General features: G+C 53.4%; 18 protein-coding genes and 1 tRNA gene. 6 read left to right on the forward strand and 13 right to left on the reverse strand.

Features of this window, described 5'->3' with window-relative positions:
* Nucleotides 1-102 precede the first annotated feature (102 nt).
* Both rho and trxA read right to left on the reverse strand, forming a co-directional pair.
* Complete coding sequence (rho, locus tag RTX30_RS22250) at nucleotides 103-1362, reverse strand: transcription termination factor Rho (protein WP_004386383.1); 1260 nt, start codon at nucleotides 1360-1362, stop codon at nucleotides 103-105.
* Nucleotides 1363-1703: 341 nt separating this feature from the next.
* Nucleotides 1704-2033, reverse strand: coding sequence for a thioredoxin TrxA (trxA, locus tag RTX30_RS22260; RefSeq protein ID WP_312692957.1), 330 nt, complete (start codon nucleotides 2031-2033; stop codon nucleotides 1704-1706).
* A gap of 144 nt (nucleotides 2034-2177) precedes the next feature.
* Here trxA and rhlB point away from each other — a divergent pair, with 144 nt between their 5' ends.
* Both rhlB and gppA read left to right on the forward strand, forming a co-directional pair.
* Nucleotides 2178-3446 (forward strand): ATP-dependent RNA helicase RhlB, encoded by a 1269-nt coding sequence (gene rhlB / locus RTX30_RS22265; RefSeq protein WP_312692959.1) that lies wholly within the window; start codon nucleotides 2178-2180, stop codon nucleotides 3444-3446.
* 5 nt (nucleotides 3447-3451) lie between these two features.
* Nucleotides 3452-4936 (forward strand): guanosine-5'-triphosphate,3'-diphosphate diphosphatase, encoded by a 1485-nt coding sequence (gene gppA / locus RTX30_RS22270; protein WP_312692961.1) that lies wholly within the window; start codon nucleotides 3452-3454, stop codon nucleotides 4934-4936.
* 30 nt (nucleotides 4937-4966) lie between these two features.
* On the opposite strand, the gene rep is transcribed toward gppA, so the two are convergent.
* Nucleotides 4967-6988: a DNA helicase Rep gene (gene rep, locus RTX30_RS22275; protein WP_312692963.1), complete on the reverse strand. Its 2022-nt coding sequence runs from the start codon at nucleotides 6986-6988 to the stop codon at nucleotides 4967-4969.
* An 85-nt stretch (nucleotides 6989-7073) separates the two neighbouring features.
* On the opposite strand from rep, the gene ppiC reads away from it, so the two are divergent.
* Nucleotides 7074-7355, forward strand: a complete 282-nt coding sequence (ppiC, locus tag RTX30_RS22280) for a peptidylprolyl isomerase PpiC (RefSeq protein ID WP_001140255.1) — start codon at nucleotides 7074-7076, stop codon at nucleotides 7353-7355.
* Between the two features lie 17 nt (nucleotides 7356-7372).
* Here the strand turns inward: ppiC and RTX30_RS22285 are convergent, their stop codons facing one another.
* Both RTX30_RS22285 and ilvC read right to left on the reverse strand, forming a co-directional pair.
* Complete coding sequence (locus tag RTX30_RS22285) at nucleotides 7373-7834, reverse strand: Rrf2 family transcriptional regulator (RefSeq protein WP_312692965.1); 462 nt, start codon at nucleotides 7832-7834, stop codon at nucleotides 7373-7375.
* A 138-nt stretch (nucleotides 7835-7972) separates the two neighbouring features.
* Entirely contained in the window at nucleotides 7973-9448 is a 1476-nt protein-coding gene (gene ilvC / locus RTX30_RS22290; protein ID WP_312692967.1) for a ketol-acid reductoisomerase, read from the reverse strand.
* Nucleotides 9449-9604: 156 nt separating this feature from the next.
* On the opposite strand from ilvC, the gene ilvY reads away from it, so the two are divergent.
* Nucleotides 9605-10495 carry an HTH-type transcriptional activator IlvY gene (gene ilvY / locus RTX30_RS22295; RefSeq protein WP_312692969.1) on the forward strand — a complete coding sequence of 297 codons (891 nt, stop codon included), beginning with the start codon at nucleotides 9605-9607 and terminating at the stop codon, nucleotides 10493-10495.
* Here the strand turns inward: ilvY and ilvA are convergent.
* The 6 genes from ilvA to ilvL form a co-directional block, all read right to left on the reverse strand.
* Nucleotides 10492-12036 (reverse strand): threonine ammonia-lyase, biosynthetic, encoded by a 1545-nt coding sequence (gene ilvA / locus RTX30_RS22300; protein WP_312692971.1) that lies wholly within the window; start codon nucleotides 12034-12036, stop codon nucleotides 10492-10494. The genes ilvY and ilvA overlap by 4 nt on opposite strands.
* Before the next feature lie 2 nt (nucleotides 12037-12038).
* Nucleotides 12039-13889: a dihydroxy-acid dehydratase gene (gene ilvD / locus RTX30_RS22305; protein WP_312692973.1), complete on the reverse strand. Its 1851-nt coding sequence runs from the start codon at nucleotides 13887-13889 to the stop codon at nucleotides 12039-12041.
* Between the two features lie 173 nt (nucleotides 13890-14062).
* Nucleotides 14063-14992 carry a branched-chain-amino-acid transaminase gene (gene ilvE, locus RTX30_RS22310; RefSeq protein ID WP_312692975.1) on the reverse strand — a complete coding sequence of 310 codons (930 nt, stop codon included), beginning with the start codon at nucleotides 14990-14992 and terminating at the stop codon, nucleotides 14063-14065.
* A 17-nt stretch (nucleotides 14993-15009) separates the two neighbouring features.
* Nucleotides 15010-15279, reverse strand: a complete 270-nt coding sequence (ilvM, locus tag RTX30_RS22315; protein ID WP_312692977.1) for an acetolactate synthase 2 small subunit — start codon at nucleotides 15277-15279, stop codon at nucleotides 15010-15012.
* On the reverse strand, nucleotides 15276-16922 hold the full coding sequence (gene ilvG, locus RTX30_RS22320; RefSeq protein ID WP_312692979.1) for an acetolactate synthase 2 catalytic subunit: 1647 nt from the start codon (nucleotides 16920-16922) through the stop codon (nucleotides 15276-15278). Before ilvG ends, ilvM begins: the two co-directional genes overlap by 4 nt.
* Nucleotides 16923-17061: 139 nt before the next feature.
* Complete coding sequence (gene ilvL / locus RTX30_RS22325) at nucleotides 17062-17160, reverse strand: ilv operon leader peptide (protein ID WP_015966468.1); 99 nt, start codon at nucleotides 17158-17160, stop codon at nucleotides 17062-17064.
* Nucleotides 17161-17499: 339 nt separating this feature from the next.
* On the opposite strand from ilvL, the gene RTX30_RS22330 reads away from it, so the two are divergent.
* Complete coding sequence (locus tag RTX30_RS22330; RefSeq protein ID WP_312692984.1) at nucleotides 17500-19020, forward strand: YifB family Mg chelatase-like AAA ATPase; 1521 nt, start codon at nucleotides 17500-17502, stop codon at nucleotides 19018-19020.
* Nucleotides 19021-19044: 24 nt separating this feature from the next.
* Here RTX30_RS22330 and RTX30_RS22335 read toward each other — a convergent pair whose 3' ends face one another.
* On the reverse strand, nucleotides 19045-19383 hold the full coding sequence (locus RTX30_RS22335; protein WP_312692986.1) for a DUF413 domain-containing protein: 339 nt from the start codon (nucleotides 19381-19383) through the stop codon (nucleotides 19045-19047).
* Nucleotides 19384-19489: 106 nt separating this feature from the next.
* Between RTX30_RS22335 and hdfR the strand changes: the two genes are divergently transcribed.
* On the forward strand, nucleotides 19490-20323 hold the full coding sequence (gene hdfR, locus RTX30_RS22340) for an HTH-type transcriptional regulator HdfR (protein WP_312692988.1): 834 nt from the start codon (nucleotides 19490-19492) through the stop codon (nucleotides 20321-20323).
* A 95-nt stretch (nucleotides 20324-20418) separates the two neighbouring features.
* On the opposite strand, the gene RTX30_RS22345 is transcribed toward hdfR, so the two are convergent.
* Nucleotides 20419-20494, reverse strand: a tRNA-Trp gene (locus RTX30_RS22345).
* Between the last annotated feature and the right edge of the window lie 62 nt (nucleotides 20495-20556).

Raw genomic sequence — 20556 nt, forward strand, 5'->3', positions numbered from 1 at the left:
GCGCGGTCTGTGTCGGACAATGCCTGTCCCGGTGCCTATAGCGTATAGCTCATAAATGAAAAACGCCACGTAAAAACGTGGCGTGTCTGAGGTTTATTTGTATTAAGAGCGCTTCATCATGTCGAAGAACTCATCGTTAGTCTTCGTCATCGCCAGTTTGTTAATGAGGAATTCCATTGCGTCGATCTCACCCATCGGATGGATGATTTTGCGCAGGATCCACATTTTCTGCAGTTCTTCCTGGGTGGTAAGCAGCTCTTCTTTACGCGTACCGGAACGGTTGTAATCAATCGCCGGGAAGACGCGTTTTTCTGCAATCTTACGAGAGAGGTGTAGCTCCATGTTACCGGTGCCTTTAAACTCTTCGTAAATCACTTCATCCATCTTCGAACCGGTATCGATCAGCGCAGTCGCAATGATGGTCAGGCTGCCACCCTCTTCCACGTTACGCGCAGCACCGAAGAAACGCTTCGGACGATGCAGGGCGTTAGCATCCACACCACCGGTTAACACTTTACCGGAAGCCGGCACCACGGTGTTGTAGGCTCGCGCCAGGCGGGTAATAGAGTCCAGCAGGATGATAACGTCTTTCTTGTGCTCGACCAGACGTTTGGCTTTCTCAATGACCATCTCAGCAACCTGCACGTGGCGGGAAGCCGGTTCATCAAAGGTAGACGCGACAACTTCGCCTTTCACCAGACGCTGCATCTCAGTCACTTCTTCAGGACGTTCGTCGATCAGCAGCACCATCAACACACAATCAGGATGGTTGTAAGCGATGCTTTGCGCAATGTTCTGCAGCAGCATCGTCTTACCGGCTTTCGGCGGAGCGACGATCAGGCCACGCTGACCGCGACCGATCGGCGAGGCCAAATCCAGCACGCGGGCAGTCAAGTCTTCGGTTGAGCCATTACCACGCTCCATACGCAGACGAGAGTTAGCATGCAGCGGCGTCAAGTTCTCGAACAGGATCTTGTTGCGCGCATTCTCCGGCTTATCGAAGTTCACCTCGTTAACTTTCAGCAGAGCAAAGTAACGTTCACCTTCTTTAGGCGGGCGAATCTTACCTGAAATGGTGTCACCAGTACGGAGGTTAAAGCGGCGGATTTGGCTGGGAGAAACGTAGATATCGTCAGGACCGGCGAGGTAGGAGCTGTCTGCGGAGCGGAGGAAACCAAATCCATCCTGCAGAATCTCCAGCACACCGTCGCCAAAGATATCCTCGCCACTCTTCGCGTGCTGCTTCAGGATGGCGAAAATGATGTCCTGTTTGCGCATACGGGCCAGGTTTTCCAGCCCCATATTTTCGCCGAGAGTGATCAGCTCAGAAACCGGCGTATTCTTTAATTCGGTAAGATTCATAATGGTGTGGGTTCTTAAACTCGGGGTAAATCTCGAACTTAATGTTGTGAATGGTATGGCAGGGTCATCCATGCCTGTTAACGGCCATCAACTCATGTCTGATCGGTGCCTGGTCACAGGAAAGTACGCAGAACTGAAACGATAAGACGGAATGAGTGACAAGCCCGGAATCTGTCTACTTCTCTCGCGGCACGTTGCTCAGCGGGAAGTATCGGGGTAATGCAAGATTCAAACTACTAAGGTATGTTCAAAACGAAGTCAAAACTAAATTAGCACGGCTGAAGCCGGGCGTCCAGCGATCCACATAAAATAGGATGACTGGCGCGCCGGCTGTGCCAGGATTACGCCAGGTTGGCGTCCAGGAACTCTTTCAGTTGGCCTTTGGACAGTGCGCCAACTTTCGTTGCTTTCACTTCACCGTTTTGGAACAGCAACAGAGTAGGGATGCCACGGATACCGTATTTCGGCGCAGTGGCCGGATTCTGGTCGATGTTCAGCTTGGCAATCGTCAGTTTGCCTTCGTACTCAGTAGCGACTTCATCCAGAATCGGGGCGATCATTTTGCACGGACCGCACCACTCTGCCCAGAAATCGACGAGAACAAGTCCATCCGCTTTGAGTACATCCGTGTCAAAACTATCGTCAGTCAGGTGAATAATTTTATCGCTCATATATAACTCCACAGGAATAAGCCTGGCGTGTTGGTGTAGCATAAAACAGCAACGTGTTGATGCCACAATAACCAACTAAAGGTTGACTTTATTTCACCGGATACGCTTTCGTAAAGCAATAGTAAGCTGATATTCTACCACACTATGAGCAAAACACATTTAACAGAACAGAAGTTTTCCGACTTCGCCCTGCACCCAAAGGTGATCGAAGCCCTTGAAAATAAAGGGTTTCATAATTGCACGCCTATTCAGGCTCTGGCTCTTCCGCTGACGCTGGCGGGCCGTGACGTTGCAGGTCAGGCGCAAACCGGTACCGGCAAAACGATGGCGTTTTTAACGTCAACGTTCCATTATCTTCTCTCTCACCCGACGATCGAAGACCGTAAAGTGAACCAGCCGCGTGCCATTATCATGGCGCCGACGCGTGAGCTCGCGGTACAGATTCACGCCGATGCAGAGCCTCTTGCGCAGGCAACTGGCCTGAAATTAGGTCTGGCTTATGGCGGTGATGGCTACGACAAACAGCTTAAAGTGCTGGAAAGCGGCGTCGATATTCTCATCGGCACCACGGGCCGTCTTATTGACTACACCAAACAGAACCACATTAACCTGGGCGCGATTCAGGTCGTGGTGCTGGACGAAGCCGATCGTATGTACGATTTGGGCTTTATTAAAGATATCCGCTGGCTGTTCCGCCGGATGCCCCCCACCACTTCTCGTCTGAATATGCTGTTCTCCGCGACCCTCTCTTACCGGGTACGTGAACTGGCATTTGAGCAAATGAACAACGCTGAGTACGTAGAAGTTGAACCGGAACAAAAAACCGGCCACCGTATCAAAGAAGAATTGTTCTATCCCTCCAACGAAGAAAAAATGCGTTTGCTGCAAACGCTGATCGAAGAAGAGTGGCCGGATCGCGCCATTATCTTCGCCAACACCAAGCATCGTTGTGAAGACATCTGGGGCCACCTGGCAGCAGACGGTCACCGCGTAGGTTTGCTAACGGGCGATGTGGCGCAGAAAAAACGTCTGCGTATTCTCGATGAATTCACCCGTGGCGATCTTGATATCCTGGTCGCAACAGACGTTGCGGCGCGCGGTCTGCACATTCCTGCCGTCACGCACGTCTTTAACTACGATCTGCCGGACGATTGCGAAGATTACGTGCACCGCATTGGCCGTACCGGTCGTGCTGGCGCCAGCGGCAACTCTATCAGCCTGGCCTGTGAAGAATATGCGCTGAATCTGCCGGCGATTGAAACCTATATTGGGCACTCCATTCCGGTGAGCAAATACAATCCGGATGCACTGCTCAGCGAATTGCCGCCGCCAAAACGCCTGACGCGTTCGCGCTCCGGCAATGGTCCGCGTCGCAGCGGTGGCGCGCCTCGTAATCGTCGTCGTTCAGGTTAAAAAATATGCTCGGTTCCGCCTCGCTCTATGCAGCCATTGATCTGGGTTCCAACAGTTTTCATATGCTGGTTGTGCGCGAGGTGGCGGGCAGTATCCAAACGCTGTCCCGCATCAAGCGTAAGGTTCGCCTGGCCGCAGGCCTGAGCAGTGAGAATTACCTCTCTCAGGAAGCGATGGAGCGCGGCTGGCAATGCCTGCGGCTGTTCTCCGAGCGTTTGCAGGATATTCCTCAAGAGCAAATCCGCGTGGTGGCGACCGCCACACTGCGCCTGGCCACAAATGCCCAGACCTTCATCGACAAAGCCCAGGAAATACTCGGTTGCCCGGTGCAGGTCATCAGTGGCCAGGAAGAAGCACGTCTGATTTACCAGGGCGTGGCGCACACCACCGGTGGTGCCGACCAGCGCCTGGTGGTGGACATTGGCGGTGCCAGCACCGAACTGGTGACCGGTACCGGCGCGCAAACAACGTCTCTGTTTAGCCTGTCGATGGGCTGCGTGACCTGGCTTGAACGTTTTTTTACCGACCGTAATCTTGGGCAGGAGAACTTCGCCGCCGCGGAGCTGGCGGCGCGTGAAGTATTGCGCCCTGTCGCCGATGAGCTGCGTCGCCATGGCTGGAAAGTGTGTGTCGGTGCGTCCGGCACCGTTCAGGCTCTGCAAGAGATCATGATGGCGCAGGGCATGGACGAACGCATCACCCTTGCCAAACTTCAGCAGCTAAAACAGCGAGCAATCCAGTGCGGCCGCCTGGAAGAGCTGGAAATTGAAGGCCTGACGCTGGAGCGAGCGCTGGTCTTCCCGAGTGGGCTGGCCATTCTTATCGCTATCTTTACCGAGATGAATATTGAGAGCATGACACTGGCTGGTGGCGCGCTGCGTGAAGGTCTGGTCTACGGCATGCTGCATCTGGGGGTCGACCAGGATATTCGCAGCCGTACACTACGCAATATCCAGCGTCGTTTTATCGTTGATACCGATCAGTCACGGCGCGTTTCCACGCTCGCAGGGCGTTTTGCAAGCGGTGTGGCAAAAACGTGGGACTTAGACAACTACAGCCTCGAAATCCTCAATGTTGCCTGCGAACTTCACGAAATCGGTCTCAGTATTGAGTTCAAGCAAGCACCGTTGCATGCGGCATGGCTGGTACGCAACCTTGATTTGCCAGGCTTTACGCCCGCGCAGAAAAAACTGCTGGCGACACTGCTGCTGAACCAGACCAATGCGGTCGATCTCTCTTCTTTGCATCAACAAAATGCGGTGCCGCCACGCGTTGCGGAACACCTGTGCCGCCTGCTGCGTCTGGCGATCATTTTTGCCAATCGTCGACGGGACGATTTGCTGCCAGACATCACCGTCAGCGCCAGTGGCGAAAAAATGACATTGCAACTGCCGCAGGGCTGGCTGGCCAGTCACCCGCTAGGGGCGGAATTGATCGAGCAGGAGAGCCAGTGGCAAAGTTATGTCCACTGGCCACTGGCGATCCAATAACCCCGAACAGGCCCGGTCATTCCGGGCTTTTTATTTCCCTTTCGCTTTCGCCAGCATCGCGCGGATATTAGCGACATTCGCCTGACCTTTATGCATCCGCTCTTCAGCGCTGACTACTTTGCGCTCCTGCTCCCAAATGAGATCATCTTGCGGTAACTCAAGCAGGAAGCGGCTCGGTTCCGGGCGTACCAGCTCGCCATACTGGCGACGCTCTTTGCACAGCGTGAAAATCAGCTCTTTTTGTGCCCGGGTAATACCGACATACGCCAGGCGGCGCTCTTCATCAACATTATCCTCATCGATACTGCTTTGATGCGGGAGTAAACCCTCCTCCATACCCACCAGGAAGACATACGGGAACTCAAGGCCTTTAGACGCATGGAGCGTCATCAACTGAACCTGGTCGGATTCATCGTCACTTTCACCACGCTCCATCATGTCGCGCAGCGTAAAGCGTGTGACGACCTGATCCAGCGTCATGGGCTCATCCAGTTCATTCCCCTCCAGCATCTCTGTCATCCATCCAAATAGTGTGTTGACGTTCTTCATCCGCATTTCTGCCGCCTTTGGACTGGCGGAGGTTTCAAAAAGCCAGGATTCGTAATCAATGCCGTGGATCAGGTCCCGCACGGCAGCAACCGGTTCGCGCTCCGATAAACGCTGCACTTCGCCAAGCCACTGGGTAAAGCGCGTCAACGACTCGTACCCGCGCCCGGTCAACGTCTGATTGAGCCCCACATCAAAACTGGCGGCGAACAGGCTTTTATTACGCACCATCGCCCACTCTCCCAGCTTTTGCAGCGTGGCAGAGCCGATTTCACGCTTCGGCGTATTCACAATGCGTAAAAAAGCGCTGTCATCATCGGGGTTGGTCAGCACCCGCAAATAGGCCAGCAAGTCTTTGATTTCCGGGCGTGAGAAGAAAGAAGTACCGCCAGAAATTTTGTAAGGAATGCGGTTTTGCATCAGGAATTTTTCAAACACGCGCGACTGGTGGTTGCCGCGATAAAGGATGGCATAATCTTTATATTGTGTTTTATTCACAAAATGATGGGCAATCAGTTCGCCAGTAACACGTTCCGCTTCGTGCTCCTCATGGTTGGCGCTCAGGACTTTTAACTCCGTTCCATAACCCAGCTCCGAAAACAGGCGTTTTTCGAAAACATGCGGGTTATTGGCAATCAGGATGTTGGCCGCTTTCAGAATACGCCCCGAAGAGCGATAGTTTTGCTCCAGTTTGATCACCTGCAATGCCGGGAAATCCTGGCTAAGCAGCACCAGGTTTTGTGGCCGGGCGCCACGCCAGGAATAAATCGACTGGTCATCGTCCCCCACCACGGTAAAGCGCGCGCGCTGACCCACCAGCAGCTTTACCAATTCGTACTGGCTGGTGTTGGTATCCTGATATTCATCTACCAGCAGGTAGCGGATCTTATTCTGCCAGCGCTCACGCACCTCTTCATTTCGCTGCAACAACAGCGTCGGCAGCAGGATCAAGTCGTCAAAATCGAGGACGTTGCATGCCTTCATATGGGTGGTGTAAAGGCTATAGCAGTGAGCGAAAATACGATCCCGCTCCCCAACAGCACGCGCGGCCGCCTGCTCAGGCGTTAACAGATCGTTTTTCCAGTTAGAGATCGTCGAGATCAGCTGTTGCAGTACCACTTTGTCATCGTCGATCAGCCCTTCGGTCAGATCCTTAAGCAACGCGACTTGATCGGTGTCGTCAAATAACGAGAAGTTAGATTTCATACCCAACGCCACATACTCACGCTTGATGATGTCCAGCCCCAGCGTATGGAAAGTGGAAATCATCAAACCGCGCGCTTCTTTACGCCCCAACGTCTGGGCAACACGCTCTTTCATCTCGCGGGCAGCTTTATTGGTAAAAGTGACCGCTGCAATGTGTCGCGCCTGATAGCCGCAACCGCGGATTAAGTGCGCGATTTTATTGGTGATCACGCGTGTTTTACCGGATCCCGCTCCCGCCAGCACCAGGCAAGGTCCGGTGACAAATTCGACGGCTTGTTGTTGTCCGGGGTTTAAACGCATAAAAAGATCACTCAATGAAAAGTCGGGAGGGAAGAAATCGCGTGGTAGTATAGCCAGCCTCAACAACCTCACTCAAGGCACGATCATGGCAAAAACCGCAGCAGCACTGCATATCCTTGTTAAAGAAGAGAAACTGGCGTTGGATCTTCTGGAACAGATCAAAAACGGCGGCGATTTTGAGAAGCTGGCGAAGAAACACTCTATTTGCCCGTCAGGCAAAAAAGGTGGCCACCTTGGCGAATTCCGCCAGGGTCAAATGGTCCCTGCATTCGATAAAGTCGTGTTCTCCTGCCCGGTACTGGAACCGACTGGCCCGCTGCACACGCAGTTCGGTTACCACATCATTAAGGTGCTGTACCGTAACTAATACTGTGAGCCCCTCTGTTAACGGGGGGTTTTGCATTTATCATGACCATGATCTTTGTCGCTAAAGTGGTGGATAAATTCCGCCCCCACGTCCAGCAGCGTCAGGCTTTTAAAACGGGTCAGAATAAGCGATTGTGCGTCGGTAAGGGTGGATGACATTACCCGATTGACCCCTTGCTCCACCAGACACGCAGGCTGCTCATTGCGATTACCCAACGCAAACAAGGCTGGCGACCCTAGCGCAATATAGATGTCATACAGCGTGATGTCGCTGGCAGGACGGCAAAGCCGCCAGCCGCCGTGGTGGCCTTTGGTGGCAACCACAATCTTTTTTTCACGCAGTCCCGCAAGCAGCTTACGGATAAACGCCGGATTACCGTCGATATACGATGCCATCTGTTCCGAGGTCATGGGTTTTTCCGCCTGTTCCATATGCAGCAGGATATGCAGCGTGGCGGAGAAGGAGTTATTCATTTTCATGGCGTTGACACTATTACATTAAAAAACGCCTAACAAGATGCCTGAAACAAAAAGCCCGGCAGCGCTAACGCCCCCGGGCCTCTCTTTTACTCCGGTCTTCCCTGTCGCTTTCGCCTCACGGCCAAAACGACGAGAACGTTAGCCGGCGACCGCGATACGCTTCATATCCGTCATATAACCGCGCAGCTTGTGGCCGACTTTCTCGATGGCATGGCTGCGAATTGCTTCGTTAACATCACGCAGTTGCGCATTATCCACTGCGCCTTCTGCAATCGCCTGGCCCAGGTCGCCGGTTTGCAGCGTGGTCATAAACTCTTTCAGCAGCGGCACACACGCATAAGAGAACAGATAGTTACCGTACTCCGCTGTATCAGAGATAACCACGTTCATCTCATACAGGCGCTTACGGGCGATGGTGTTTGCAATCAGCGGCAGTTCATGCAGCGATTCGTAGTAAGCCGACTCTTCGATGATGCCAGAAGCCACCATGGTTTCGAATGCCAGCTCAACGCCCGCTTTCACCATGGCGATCATCAGTACGCCTTTATCGAAGTACTCCTGCTCGCTGATTTTACCTTCATACTGCGGTGCGGTTTCGAACGCGGTTTTACCGGTTTCTTCACGCCAGGTCAGCAGTTTTTTATCATCGTTTGCCCAGTCAGCCATCATGCCGGAAGAGAACTCACCGGAGATGATGTCATCCATATGTTTCTGGAACAGCGGCGCCATAATGCCTTTCAGTTGCTCAGACAGCGCATAAGCACGCAGTTTCGCCGGGTTAGACAGGCGGTCCATCATCAGCGTGATACCGCCCTGTTTCAGGGCTTCGGTTACGGTTTCCCAACCGAACTGGATCAGTTTTTCTGCGTACGCCGGGTCGGTACCTTCAGCCACCAGCTTGTCGAAGCACAGCAGAGAGCCGGCCTGCAACATGCCACACAGAATGGTCTGTTCGCCCATTAAGTCAGATTTCACTTCTGCAACGAAGGAAGATTCCAGAACGCCCGCACGGTGACCGCCGGTTGCAGCTGCCCAGGCTTTAGCAATCGCCATACCTTCACCTTTCGGATCGTTTTCCGGGTGAACAGCAATCAGGGTTGGAACGCCGAAACCACGTTTGTACTCTTCACGCACTTCAGTTCCCGGGCATTTCGGTGCAACCATTACGACGGTGATGTCTTTACGGATCTGCTCGCCCACTTCTACGATGTTAAAACCGTGCGAGTAACCCAGCGCGGCACCGTCTTTCATCAGCGGTTGTACGGAACGCACAACGTCAGAGTGCTGTTTGTCCGGCGTCAGGTTCACCACCAGGTCCGCCTGCGGGATCAGCTCTTCATAAGTGCCAACTTTAAAACCGTTTTCGGTGGCTTTACGCCATGAGGCGCGTTTCTCCGCAATGGCTTCTTTGCGCAGCGCATAGGAGATGTCCAGACCAGAGTCGCGCATGTTCAGGCCCTGGTTGAGGCCCTGGGCACCGCAACCGACGATGACCACTTTTTTACCCTGAAGGTAGCTTGCGCCATCGGCAAATTCTTCACGCGCCATAAAGCGACATTTGCCCAGCTGCGCCAGCTGCTGGCGCAGGTTCAGTGTATTAAAGTAGTTAGCCATGGTGAAACCTCATGATGTTGTGTTGTTGTGCTTATTGTTCGGTTCGCTGTTTCGCGACATTGAACCCACTATATGACAGGAAATGCGTTGCTTAAATTGATATATTAACAATGTGACATTGCAATTTTTGCAATACAAATTTGTGGAGCCTGTCTCATGGATTTACGCGATCTGAAAACCTTCCTGCACCTCGCGGAAAGTCGTCATTTTGGCCGCAGCGCGCGGGCCATGCATGTCAGCCCTTCCACACTTTCACGTCAGATCCAGCGGCTGGAAGAGGATCTCGGCCAGCCACTGTTCGTGCGCGATAACCGCACCGTCACGTTGACCGATGCAGGAGAAGAACTTCGCGTTTTCGCTCAACAAACTTTATTGCAGTATCAGCAACTCCGCCACACCATCGACCAACAAGGCCCTTCACTCTCTGGCGAGCTACATCTCTTCTGCTCGGTTACCGCAGCATATAGCCACTTGCCGCCCATTCTCGATCGCTTCCGCGCGGAGCATCCTTCGGTGGAAATTAAACTCACCACTGGCGATGCCGCCGATGCGATGGAAAAGGTGGTCACTGGCGAAGCGGATCTGGCTATTGCGGGTAAACCGGAGATGCTACCAGGGGCGGTGGCGTTCTCCATGCTGGAGAACCTGGCAGTGGTGTTGATTGCCCCGGCACTTCCCTGCCCGGTGCGTAGCCAGGTTTCTGTCACGGAACCCGACTGGTCCACAATCCCGTTTATCATGGCCGATCAAGGGCCAGTGCGCAGACGCATTGAGTTGTGGTTCCGCCGACATAAAATTAGCAATCCCTCGATTTACGCCACCGTTGGCGGCCACGAAGCAATGGTATCCATGGTGGCGCTGGGTTGCGGCGTCGCACTCATCCCGGAAATCGTGCTGGAGAACAGCCCGGAACCGGTGCGTAACCGCGTGATGATCCTCGAACGCAGTGATGAGAAAACACCGTTTGAGTTGGGTGTCTGCGCACAAAAAAAGCGGCTGCATGAGCCGCTTATCAGTGCTTTCTGGCAAATTCTGCCTGACCACTAGCCCGCGAGGAAAAACCGGAAAGCCGGGTTATGCGTTTCTTCGTGGCAATCATAGCCCAGTTCATTGAGCCGGGTTTCGAAATCCGGTTCATGATCGCCCAGTTCAAACGCTGCCAGCACGCGGCCATAGTCGGTGCCGTGGCTACGATAGTGGAATAGCGAGATATTCCAGTGGGTGCCGAGCGTGTGCAAAAATTTTAGCAACGCGCCAGGTGATTCCGGGAATTCAAAACTATAAAGGCGTTCTTGCAACGGTTTCGAAGGCCGGCCGCCAACCATATAGCGCACATGCAGCTTCGCCATCTCATCGTCGGAGAGATCCACCACGCTATAGCCACCCTGATGCAGCAGATCGAGGATCTCTTTGCGCTCATCCAGCCCGCGGCTTAAACGCACCCCGACAAAAATGCAGGCGTCTTTGGCATCGGCAAAACGGTAATTAAACTCAGTGACGGAACGTCCCCCCAGCAACTGGCAGAACTTCAGGAAACTGCCTTTCCCTTCAGGAATGGTTACCGCCAACAGAGCTTCACGCTGTTCGCCCAATTCGCAACGCTCGGAGACATAGCGCAGACCATGGAAATTGACGTTCGCGCCAGAAAGCACGTGCGCCAGCCTTTCGCCACGAATGTTGTGTCTGGCGACGTATTTCTTCATGCCTGCCAGCGCCAGCGCACCAGATGGCTCCGCCACTGCACGAACATCTTCAAACAGATCTTTCATCGCCGCGCAAATCGCATCGCTATCGACCGTGATGATATCGTCGAGATACTCCTGACACAGGCGGAACGTTTCATCCCCAATACGTTTTACCGCCACGCCTTCGGCAAACAGCCCCACGCGGGGTAAATCCACCGGGTGACCGGCATCCAACGCAGCTTTCAGGCAGGCTGAATCTTCTGCTTCCACAGCAATGACTTTAATTTGCGGCATCAGTTGCTTGATCAGTACCGCCACACCCGCCGCCAGACCGCCGCCGCCAACCGGCACAAAAACGCGATCGATATGCGCGTCCTGTTGCAGCAACTCCAGCGCCAGCGTGCCCTGCCCGGCAATCACCATCGGATGATCAAACGGCGGTACGAAGGTAAACCCTTGCTGTTGTGAAAGCGCAATGGCTTTGGCTTTCGCTTCATCAAAGTTGGCCCCGTGCAGCAACACCTCGCCGCCAAAGCCGCGAACAGCATCCACTTTGATATCGGCGGTAGCAACCGGCATGACAATCAGCGACTTGATGCCCAGCCGTGTGGACGACATCGCTACACCCTGCGCATGATTACCCGCAGACGCGGTGATCACACCTTGTGCTTTTTGCTCCGCCGTCAGGCCAGCAATCATTGCGTAAGCACCGCGCAATTTAAAACTGTGTACCGGCTGCCGGTCTTCGCGTTTCACCAGGATCACATTGTCGAGGCGCGAAGAGAGCTTTTCCATTTTTTGTAACGGCGTTACCTGTGCCACTTCATACACTGGCGCACGTAGCACCGCTCTCAGATATTCCGCCCCCTCAGGGGCGGCAGAGAGGGGTTGGGACTCGGCCATACTTAACCCCCAAGTTTTGATTTATCGCGGACGGCACCCTTGTCTGCACTGGTCGCCAGGCTGGCATAAGCGCGGAGCGCGAAGGAAACCTGACGTTCACGATCAACAGGTGTCCAGGCTTTATCGCCACGGGCTTCCTGTGCTTCACGACGGGCAGCCAGTTCACTCTCGCTCAGCTGCAGCTGAATGCCGCGGCTCGGGATATCAATCGCAATAATATCGCCATCTTCAATCAGGCCGATATTGCCGCCACTGGCCGCCTCCGGGGAAACGTGACCGATGGACAAACCGGACGTGCCGCCGGAGAAACGGCCATCGGTGATCAAAGCACAGGCTTTGCCCAGCCCCATTGATTTCAGGAAGCTGGTTGGATAGAGCATCTCTTGCATCCCCGGGCCACCTTTAGGGCCTTCGTAGCGGATCACCACCACATCGCCAGCAACTACTTTGCCGCCAAGAATAGCTTCAACTGCCGCATCCTGGCTTTCGTACACCTTTGCCGGCCCAGTAAATGTCAGGTTGCTGTCGTCAACGCCAGCGGTTTTTACGATACAGCCGTTTTCAGCAAAGTTGCCATACAGCACGGCCAGGCCACCATCTTTGCTGTAAGCATGCTCCAGCGAACGGATGCAACCTTCGGCGCGATCGTCATCCAGGGTGTCCCAACGGCAACTCTGCGAGAATGCCTGCGTGGTACGAATACCCGCCGGACCTGCGCGGAACATGTTTTTTACCGCCTCGTCTTTGGTCAGCATCACATCGTATTGTTCCAGCGTTTGCGGCAGCGTCAGGCCCAGCACGTTCTTCACATCGCGGTTCAACAGATTTGCGCGGTCAAGCTCACCCAGAATGCCCAACACGCCACCGGCACGGTGCACATCTTCCATATGGTATTTCTGTGTGCTTGGTGCGACCTTACACAGCTGCGGCACCTTACAGGAAAGCTTGTCGATATCACTCATGGTGAAATCAATTTCAGCTTCCTGGGCCGCTGCCAGCAGGTGCAGCACGGTGTTGGTCGAGCCGCCCATGGCTATGTCCAGCGTCATGGCGTTTTCAAACGCCGCTTTGCTTGCGATATTACGCGGCAACGCACTGGCATCGTCCTGCTCGTAATAACGTTTAGTCAGTTCAACAATGCGTTTACCGGCATTGATAAACAGATCCTTGCGATCGGCATGGGTAGCGAGCAGTGAACCATTGCCCGGCTGCGAGAGGCCCAGCGCTTCGGTCAGGCAGTTCATTGAGTTGGCGGTAAACATGCCTGAACAGGAACCGCAGGTTGGACAGGCGGAACGCTCAACCTGCTCGCTCTGGTCATCAGAGACTTTCGGGTCGGCGCCCTGAATCATTGCGTCTACCAGATCGAGTTTGATGATCTGGTTGGAGAGTTTGGTTTTCCCGGCTTCCATGGGGCCGCCGGAAACGAAAATCACCGGAATGTTCAGACGCAGGGAGGCCATTAACATCCCCGGCGTGATTTTGTCACAGTTGGAAATACACACCATTGCATCAGCGCAGTGGGCATTCACCATGTATTCAACGGAATCTGCAATCAGTTCGCGGGAGGGCAGTGAGTAAAGCATGCCGCCGTGTCCCATGGCGATACCATCATCCACAGCAATGGTATTGAACTCTTTCGCCACGCCGCCGGCAGCTTCAATCTGCTCCGCAACCAGCTTACCAAGATCGCGCAGGTGGACGTGACCCGGCACGAACTGGGTAAACGAGTTCACGACAGCAATAATCGGTTTGCCGAAATCAGCATCGGTCATCCCGGTTGCGCGCCACAGCGCGCGGGCACCCGCCATATTGCGCCCATGGGTGGTAGTGGCGGAACGGTACTTAGGCATGCTTAAACTCCCAGTCTATCCTGTAGATGGGATGGTGCGTGCCACCCCATATTTCTCTGTATACCCTGAATAATTCTGGTTGCAGGAGGGCGGCAAGCCGGTGAGTCCCAGAACCCTGCATAGGGACGAACGCGTGCAGCCAACGCACCTACAACCTGAAGTATGACGGGTATTTATTGGTTAACTTGATCCAACCAGCCCCATTTATCTTCCGTTTCACCGGTGAAGAGGCCAAAGAATGCTTGCTGAATACGTTTGGTAACCGGGCCGCATCGCCCTTCACCTACCTGAATACCATCCACGCTGCGTACCGGCGTAATCTCTGCTGCGGTACCCGACATAAAGACTTCATCAGCCAGGTACAGGGATTCGCGAGACAGCACCTGCTCACGCACTTCAATGTTCAGCTCTTTCGCCAGTTTAATGATGGCGTCACGGGTGATGCCCGGCAGTGCGGAGGAGGTAAACGGCGGTGTGAACAAAATGCCATCTTTCACTTCAAACAGGTTTTCGCCCGCGCCTTCAGAGATATAACCGTGCACATCCAGCGCAATCCCTTCCTGGTAGCCGTGGCGGCGCGCTTCGCTACCCACCAACAGTGAAGAAAGGTAGTTCCCACCGGCTTTTGCCGCCGTTGGAATGGTGTTCGGTGCAACGCGGTTCCACGAGGAAACCATGGCGTCGATCCCTTGATCCAATGCTTCAGCGCCCAGGTAAGCGCCCCACGGGAACGCAGCGATGATGACATCTGTGGTGTAACCGGCTGGCGGGTTCACGCCCATACCGACATCGCCGACAAACACTAGCGGACGGATATAAGCGCTGGTCAGATTGTTTTTACGAATTACTTCACGGCACGCTTCCATCAGCTCGTCTGTGCTTTGGGAAACCGGGAAACGATAAATTTTGGCGGAGTCCTGCAGGCGCTGCATATGTTCACGATGGCGGAAGACAACCGGACCTTTATGAGAGTCGTAGCAGCGGATACCTTCAAACACAGACGTACCATAGTGCAGCGCGTGGGACATCACGTGGACTTTCGCGTCCTCCCAACGAACCATCTCGCCATTGAACCAAATGTAGTCTGCTTTTTTCGTCGTCATTGTTCTTCCTATTGCGCTTACGCGCGGATCTGTTGTGATTGTGATGATGTGGCGCGCTGTCGGATATCAACCCTGGCAACGTCGACAAGTTTGCTCAACTGGCTAAACAGTAATTCGACAGGCCGAGGGCTGGCAACGGTCAATTCAATATTTATGTGGCGCGCATCGCTGTCGGTTTCCATGTTCATGGCGCACACCTGAAAGCCACGGTGGCGCACCACACGCAATACGCGTTCTAACGTTTCCGGATTTAAGCGGGCCTCTACGGCGACCTGATGTTGCATCATGATAATTTCTCCAGCATTTGTGCATTACTGGCGCCCGGCGGCACCAACGGCCAGACATTCTCAAGCTCGTCGATTGAGACATGAAGCAAATATGGCCCCTGGCACGAAAACAGGGTGTCGAGTGCCGCTTCAACCTGGTCTTTACGGGTGATGTGCTGACCGGGGATGCCAAAGGCGCTGGCCAGCATGAGGAAATCGGGGTTATCAGTCAGGGTGGTTTCGCTATAACGCTCATTGAAAAATAACTGCTGCCACTGTCGAACCATCCCTAACCGCTGGTTATCCAGTAAAACAATCTTCAGTGGTAACTGTTTTCGTTTAACGGTGCCCAGTTCCTGAACATTCATCATGAATGAGCCGTCACCAGAAATACAGATAACGGTATCATCGGGGCGGGCAACCTGCGCGCCAACTGCCGCAGGCAAACCGAACCCCATGGTTCCCAGGCCGCTGGAAGTGATGAAATTTTCCGGGCGAGTAATGCTCAGATGCTGGGCAGCCCACATCTGATGTTGGCCGACATCCGTGGTCACCACGCTGTTTGCCGGTTTACGCTCGGAGAGCTGCTTTAATAACAGCGGTGCATAGATGGCGTCGCCAGGGTGATCGTAACGCCAGGCGTGTTCACGACGCAGGTCGGCATTGTATTGACGCCATGCGTCAATGGCCAGCGGCTGCTGCAAAGCGGGTAACAGCGCGTTTAAATCGCCCTGTAACGCAACATGCGCCTGACGCAATTTACTCATTTCAGCCGGGTCGATATCCAGATGGATGACTTTAGCGTGCGGAGCGAAAGTGTTTAGTTTGCCGGTTACACGATCGTCAAAACGCGCGCCAACTGCGACCAGTAAGTCGCACTCCTGCACCGCAAAGTTCGCCGCTTTTGTGCCATGCATACCCAGCATACCGAGGTAATAAGCGTATTCCGTTTCTACCGCGCCCAACCCTTTCAGCGTGCAGGCCACCGGCATTTGGGTCACCGTGAGGAACTCACGCAACGCTGGAACAGCCTGCGCCAGGCCAACACCACCGCCGACATATAGCATCGGTTTTTTAGCATGAGAGAGCATCAGGCGAGCCTGTACTACCTGCTCCTGTGGAAAAGAGACATCATCGTCAACGGTGGAAAAATAGGGCTCCAGATCGCCAACGGCGAGCTGGATGTCTTTCGGAATATCAACCAGTACAGGGCCGGGGCGACCGGAACTGGCAATATGGAAGGCTTCAGCCATCACCCGGGGTAACTCTTCCAGCGACTCCACCAGGAAGCTGTGCTTCGTACAAGCCAGTGATAATCCCAGCACGTCAACTTCCTGAAATGCATCGGTGCCAATAAACGGCGCGGCAACCTGACCGGTAATTGCGACGACCGGAACGGAGTCTAACAACGCATCGGCAAGCCCGGTGATGAGGTTGGTGGCACCGGGGCCAGAAGTGGCAATACAGACACCCGTTTTACCCGTTGAACGGGCATAGCCAATGGCAGCCATTGCCGCGCCCTGCTCGTGCCGGCACAGTAGGTGTTCCACGCCGCCGTCATACAGAGCATCATAAACCGGCATAATTGCGCCACCCGGATAACCGAAAACCGTATCCACTTTTTGTGCCCGCAACGCATGTACAACCCACTGTGCCCCATTCATAGTTAGTTCCCCGCCGGATATCGGGAGAAACAGAATTTTATGCTACAACTCATTGTCTGCTCCTCGTTTATATTTTTAGGTCATAAAAAAACCCCCGGACCTTTCGGTGCGGGGGTCTTAGTTCGTTAAGGCTTGTTTTTTAAGCCTTTCCTCGTCCAAGTGCAGCCCCGCACGGTGGGATAATAATCACCACCACGCTAATCACGACCAGGCTAATCACTCGTAGAAGGGCTTTCATTTGTGTTCGTTCTTGCTTCATGTTCGAAGGAATACCTAAAGAGGTATCACAGATTTGCGACAAGACACAAGAAATATTTATGACAAACGCTACGCCCTGCCAGGACGGCTGTTGAAAAACCTTTGATTTACATCACAAAAAATCACAGTGAAAAAATTTCATTTATTCTTCAATCACACCAGGGATTGCCTCTCTTCATGACAATTTTAGGACCGCTATTCCAGCCCGGAGCAAATTCGCATGATTTACATCGAAAAGTCAGAAAGCATCACATGCTTTTTACCAAAAGGCAGAGAAAAAGCAAAATCAGGCGGCGATAATGCGACAAAAGGAGAGACTATGGCATTATCGGTTATTTACACACGCGCGGCGCTTGGCGTCGCGGCACCACTCGTGACGGTGGAAGTCCATATCAGCAACGGGCTCCCCGGGCTGACGATTGTTGGCCTGCCAGAAGCTACTGTTAAAGAAGCACGTGACCGGGTCCGCAGCGCCATCATCAACAGCGGTTATGATTTTCCGGCAAAACGCATCACCATCAACCTCGCGCCGGCAGATCTTCCAAAGGAGGGCGGTCGTTACGATTTGCCCATCGCTATTGCGCTTCTCGCTGCGTCTGAGCAACTTAAAACGCCCCAGTTAAGCGATTATGAGTTTGTTGGAGAACTGGCGCTTACAGGCGCATTACGCGGAGTCCCCGGGGCTATCTCCTGTGTCATGGAAGCGGTTAAAGCGAAAAGAAAAATTATCCTCGCCCAGGAGAACGAATCCGAAGCCAGCCTGGCTCAGACATGCGATTGCCTGATTGCCAGCCATTTGCAACAAGTCTGCGCTTTTCTGGAAGAAAAGCATACGTTACCGCCCCCCACGCCATATCACAGTGCTCAGGAAGCATATAGTGAAGATATAAGTGATGTGATCGGGCAGGAACAAGGAAAGCGTGCGCTGGAAATCACAGCCGCTGGTGGGCACAATTTGCTGCTTATTGGCCCTCCCGGAACGGGGAAAACAATGCTGGCGAGCCGTCTGGGTGGACTGTTGCCCATACTCAGTAACCAGGAGGCGCTGGAGAGCGCCGCAGTGATGAGTGTGGTTAATACCTCTGCTATTACGCGTAACTGGCGCCGCCGCCCTTTTCGGGCACCTCACCACAGCGCATCACTAACAGCAATGGTGGGGGGAGGGGCAATGCCCGGTCCGGGTGAAATATCGTTAGCGCATAACGGCGTGTTATTTCTTGATGAATTACCGGAATTTGAAAGACGGGTGCTGGATGCACTGCGTGAGCCTATCGAGTCAGGGCAAATACACATTTCAAGAACCAGGGCCAAGGTCACATATCCTGCACGCTTTCAATTGATCGCCGCCATGAATCCCAGCCCAACCGGGCACTATCAGGGTAACCATAACCGTTGTACACCGGAACAAACGCTACGCTATCTGGGAAGGCTTTCCGGGCCGTTTCTCGATCGCTTTGACCTCTCCCTTGAGATCCCTTTGCCTGTCGCTGGGATAATGAGCCAGGCCCAAGTTCGGGGAGAAAGTAGTGAGGTAGTACGCGCCCGCGTTATTGCGGCACAGACGCAGCAATTTGAACGGCAGAAGAAACTGAACGCGCGGCTGGAAGGAAATGAAACCCGCCAGTTTTGCGCACTGACGAAAGAGGATGGAGGCTGGCTAGAAGAGACACTAATACGTCTGGGCCTTTCTATCAGGGCATGGCAGCGTCTGCTTAAGGTAGCCAGAACCATCGCCGATCTTGAGCAACAAGAGAGGATACAGCGTGTACATTTACAAGAAGCGCTAAGCTACCGGGCTATCGACAGGTTACTCATTCATCTGCAAAAAATGCTGACATAAAAAAAGGGGCCGTAGCCCCTTTTTTCAATCTTCGGAATCCGTGTAGTCTTCCGCGCCTTCTGTCTGAGGTTTACCGCCAGACAAAGTATGAAAACGCTTCGGACGTTTGATACGTGCCATATACTTGATCCAGACACGTTCTGCTTCAGTGCTGGGTTCACGCTCTCCACGGCAAACTGCGATAAATTGAGTTTCCTCTTCGGTCATCGGTTCGCGCTTACCGAGCTCCAGCTCGTTAAAAGCATAACCATGACGCTCAAGCAGTTGAGCCTCTTTGATGGTGAAATCACCGTGGCGAGAGAACCCGCGTGGATAATTTTTATTGTCGAAAAAACGATTCGTCGTCGTAAAGCTTTCCGCCATCCTGCACGCTCCTAATTCTTTGGCCGAGCTATTTATGGCGCGGAGTATTAGTTACGCTTGACAGAGTGTAAAACAAAACATTTAAATCATTACGACAAATTTTTTTGTGGAGAAAGCCGTGGATACGGAATTATTAAAAACTTTCCTGGAAGTAAGCAGGACGCGTCACTTTGGGCGTGCAGCCGAGGCCCTTTATCTGACGCAATCTGCGGTGAGTTTTCGTATTCGGCAGTTGGAGAACCAGCTCGGGGTTAATCTTTTTACACGTCATCGTAATAACATCCGCCTCACTGCTGCCGGAGAGAAGCTCCTGCCCTATGCAGAAACATTAATGAGCACATGGCAGGCAGCGAGAAAAGAGGTCGCCCATACTTCGCGACACCACCAATTTTCTATTGGCGCGAGTGCATCGCTGTGGGAATGCATGCTTAGCGACTGGTTGAGTCGGCTATACGATCTGGAAGCCAACCTGCAGTTTGAAGCGCGAATTGCGCAACGGCAGTCGCTGGTTAAGCAATTACATGAACGCCAGTTAGATCTGCTGATCACCACAGAAACACCGAAGATGGACGAGTTTAGCAGCCAGTTGCTGGGCCATTTCACGCTGGCACTGTATTGCGCCGCACCTGAAAAGAATAAATCCGAACTCAATTATCTTCGTCTTGAATGGGGTCCGGATTTTCAGCAGCATGAAGCAGAATTGATTGCCAGTGATGATGTTCCGACATTAACGACCAGTTCTGCTGAGGTTGCACATCAGCAATTACCGCAATTGAATGGCTGTACATGGTTGCCCGTTACGTGGGCAGCGCAAAAGGAGGGATTGCATCCGGTTGCAGATGCAGCAACGCTTTCCCGCCCACTTTATGCAATCTGGCTGCAAAACAGTGATAAACAGAACCAGATCAAAGACCTGTTAAAGATCAAAGTAATTGACTGAATCTGTGTTAAGGGTGCTGCTGCAAGGCATCCTGCTTTACAAAGATGAAAAAAAGCAAAAAAAAATCCTTAGCAGTAACTGCTAAGGATTGTTTCTGGCAGGGGCGGAGAGACTCGAACTCCCAACACCCGGTTTTGGAGACCGGTGCTCTACCAATTGAACTACGCCCCTAAATAGGGTGGCGGAACGGACGGGACTCGAACCCGCGACCCCCTGCGTGACAGGCAGGTATT

This window comes from Kosakonia sp. (assembly GCF_032052965.1).
Classification (GTDB): Bacteria; Pseudomonadota; Gammaproteobacteria; order Enterobacterales; family Enterobacteriaceae; genus Kosakonia.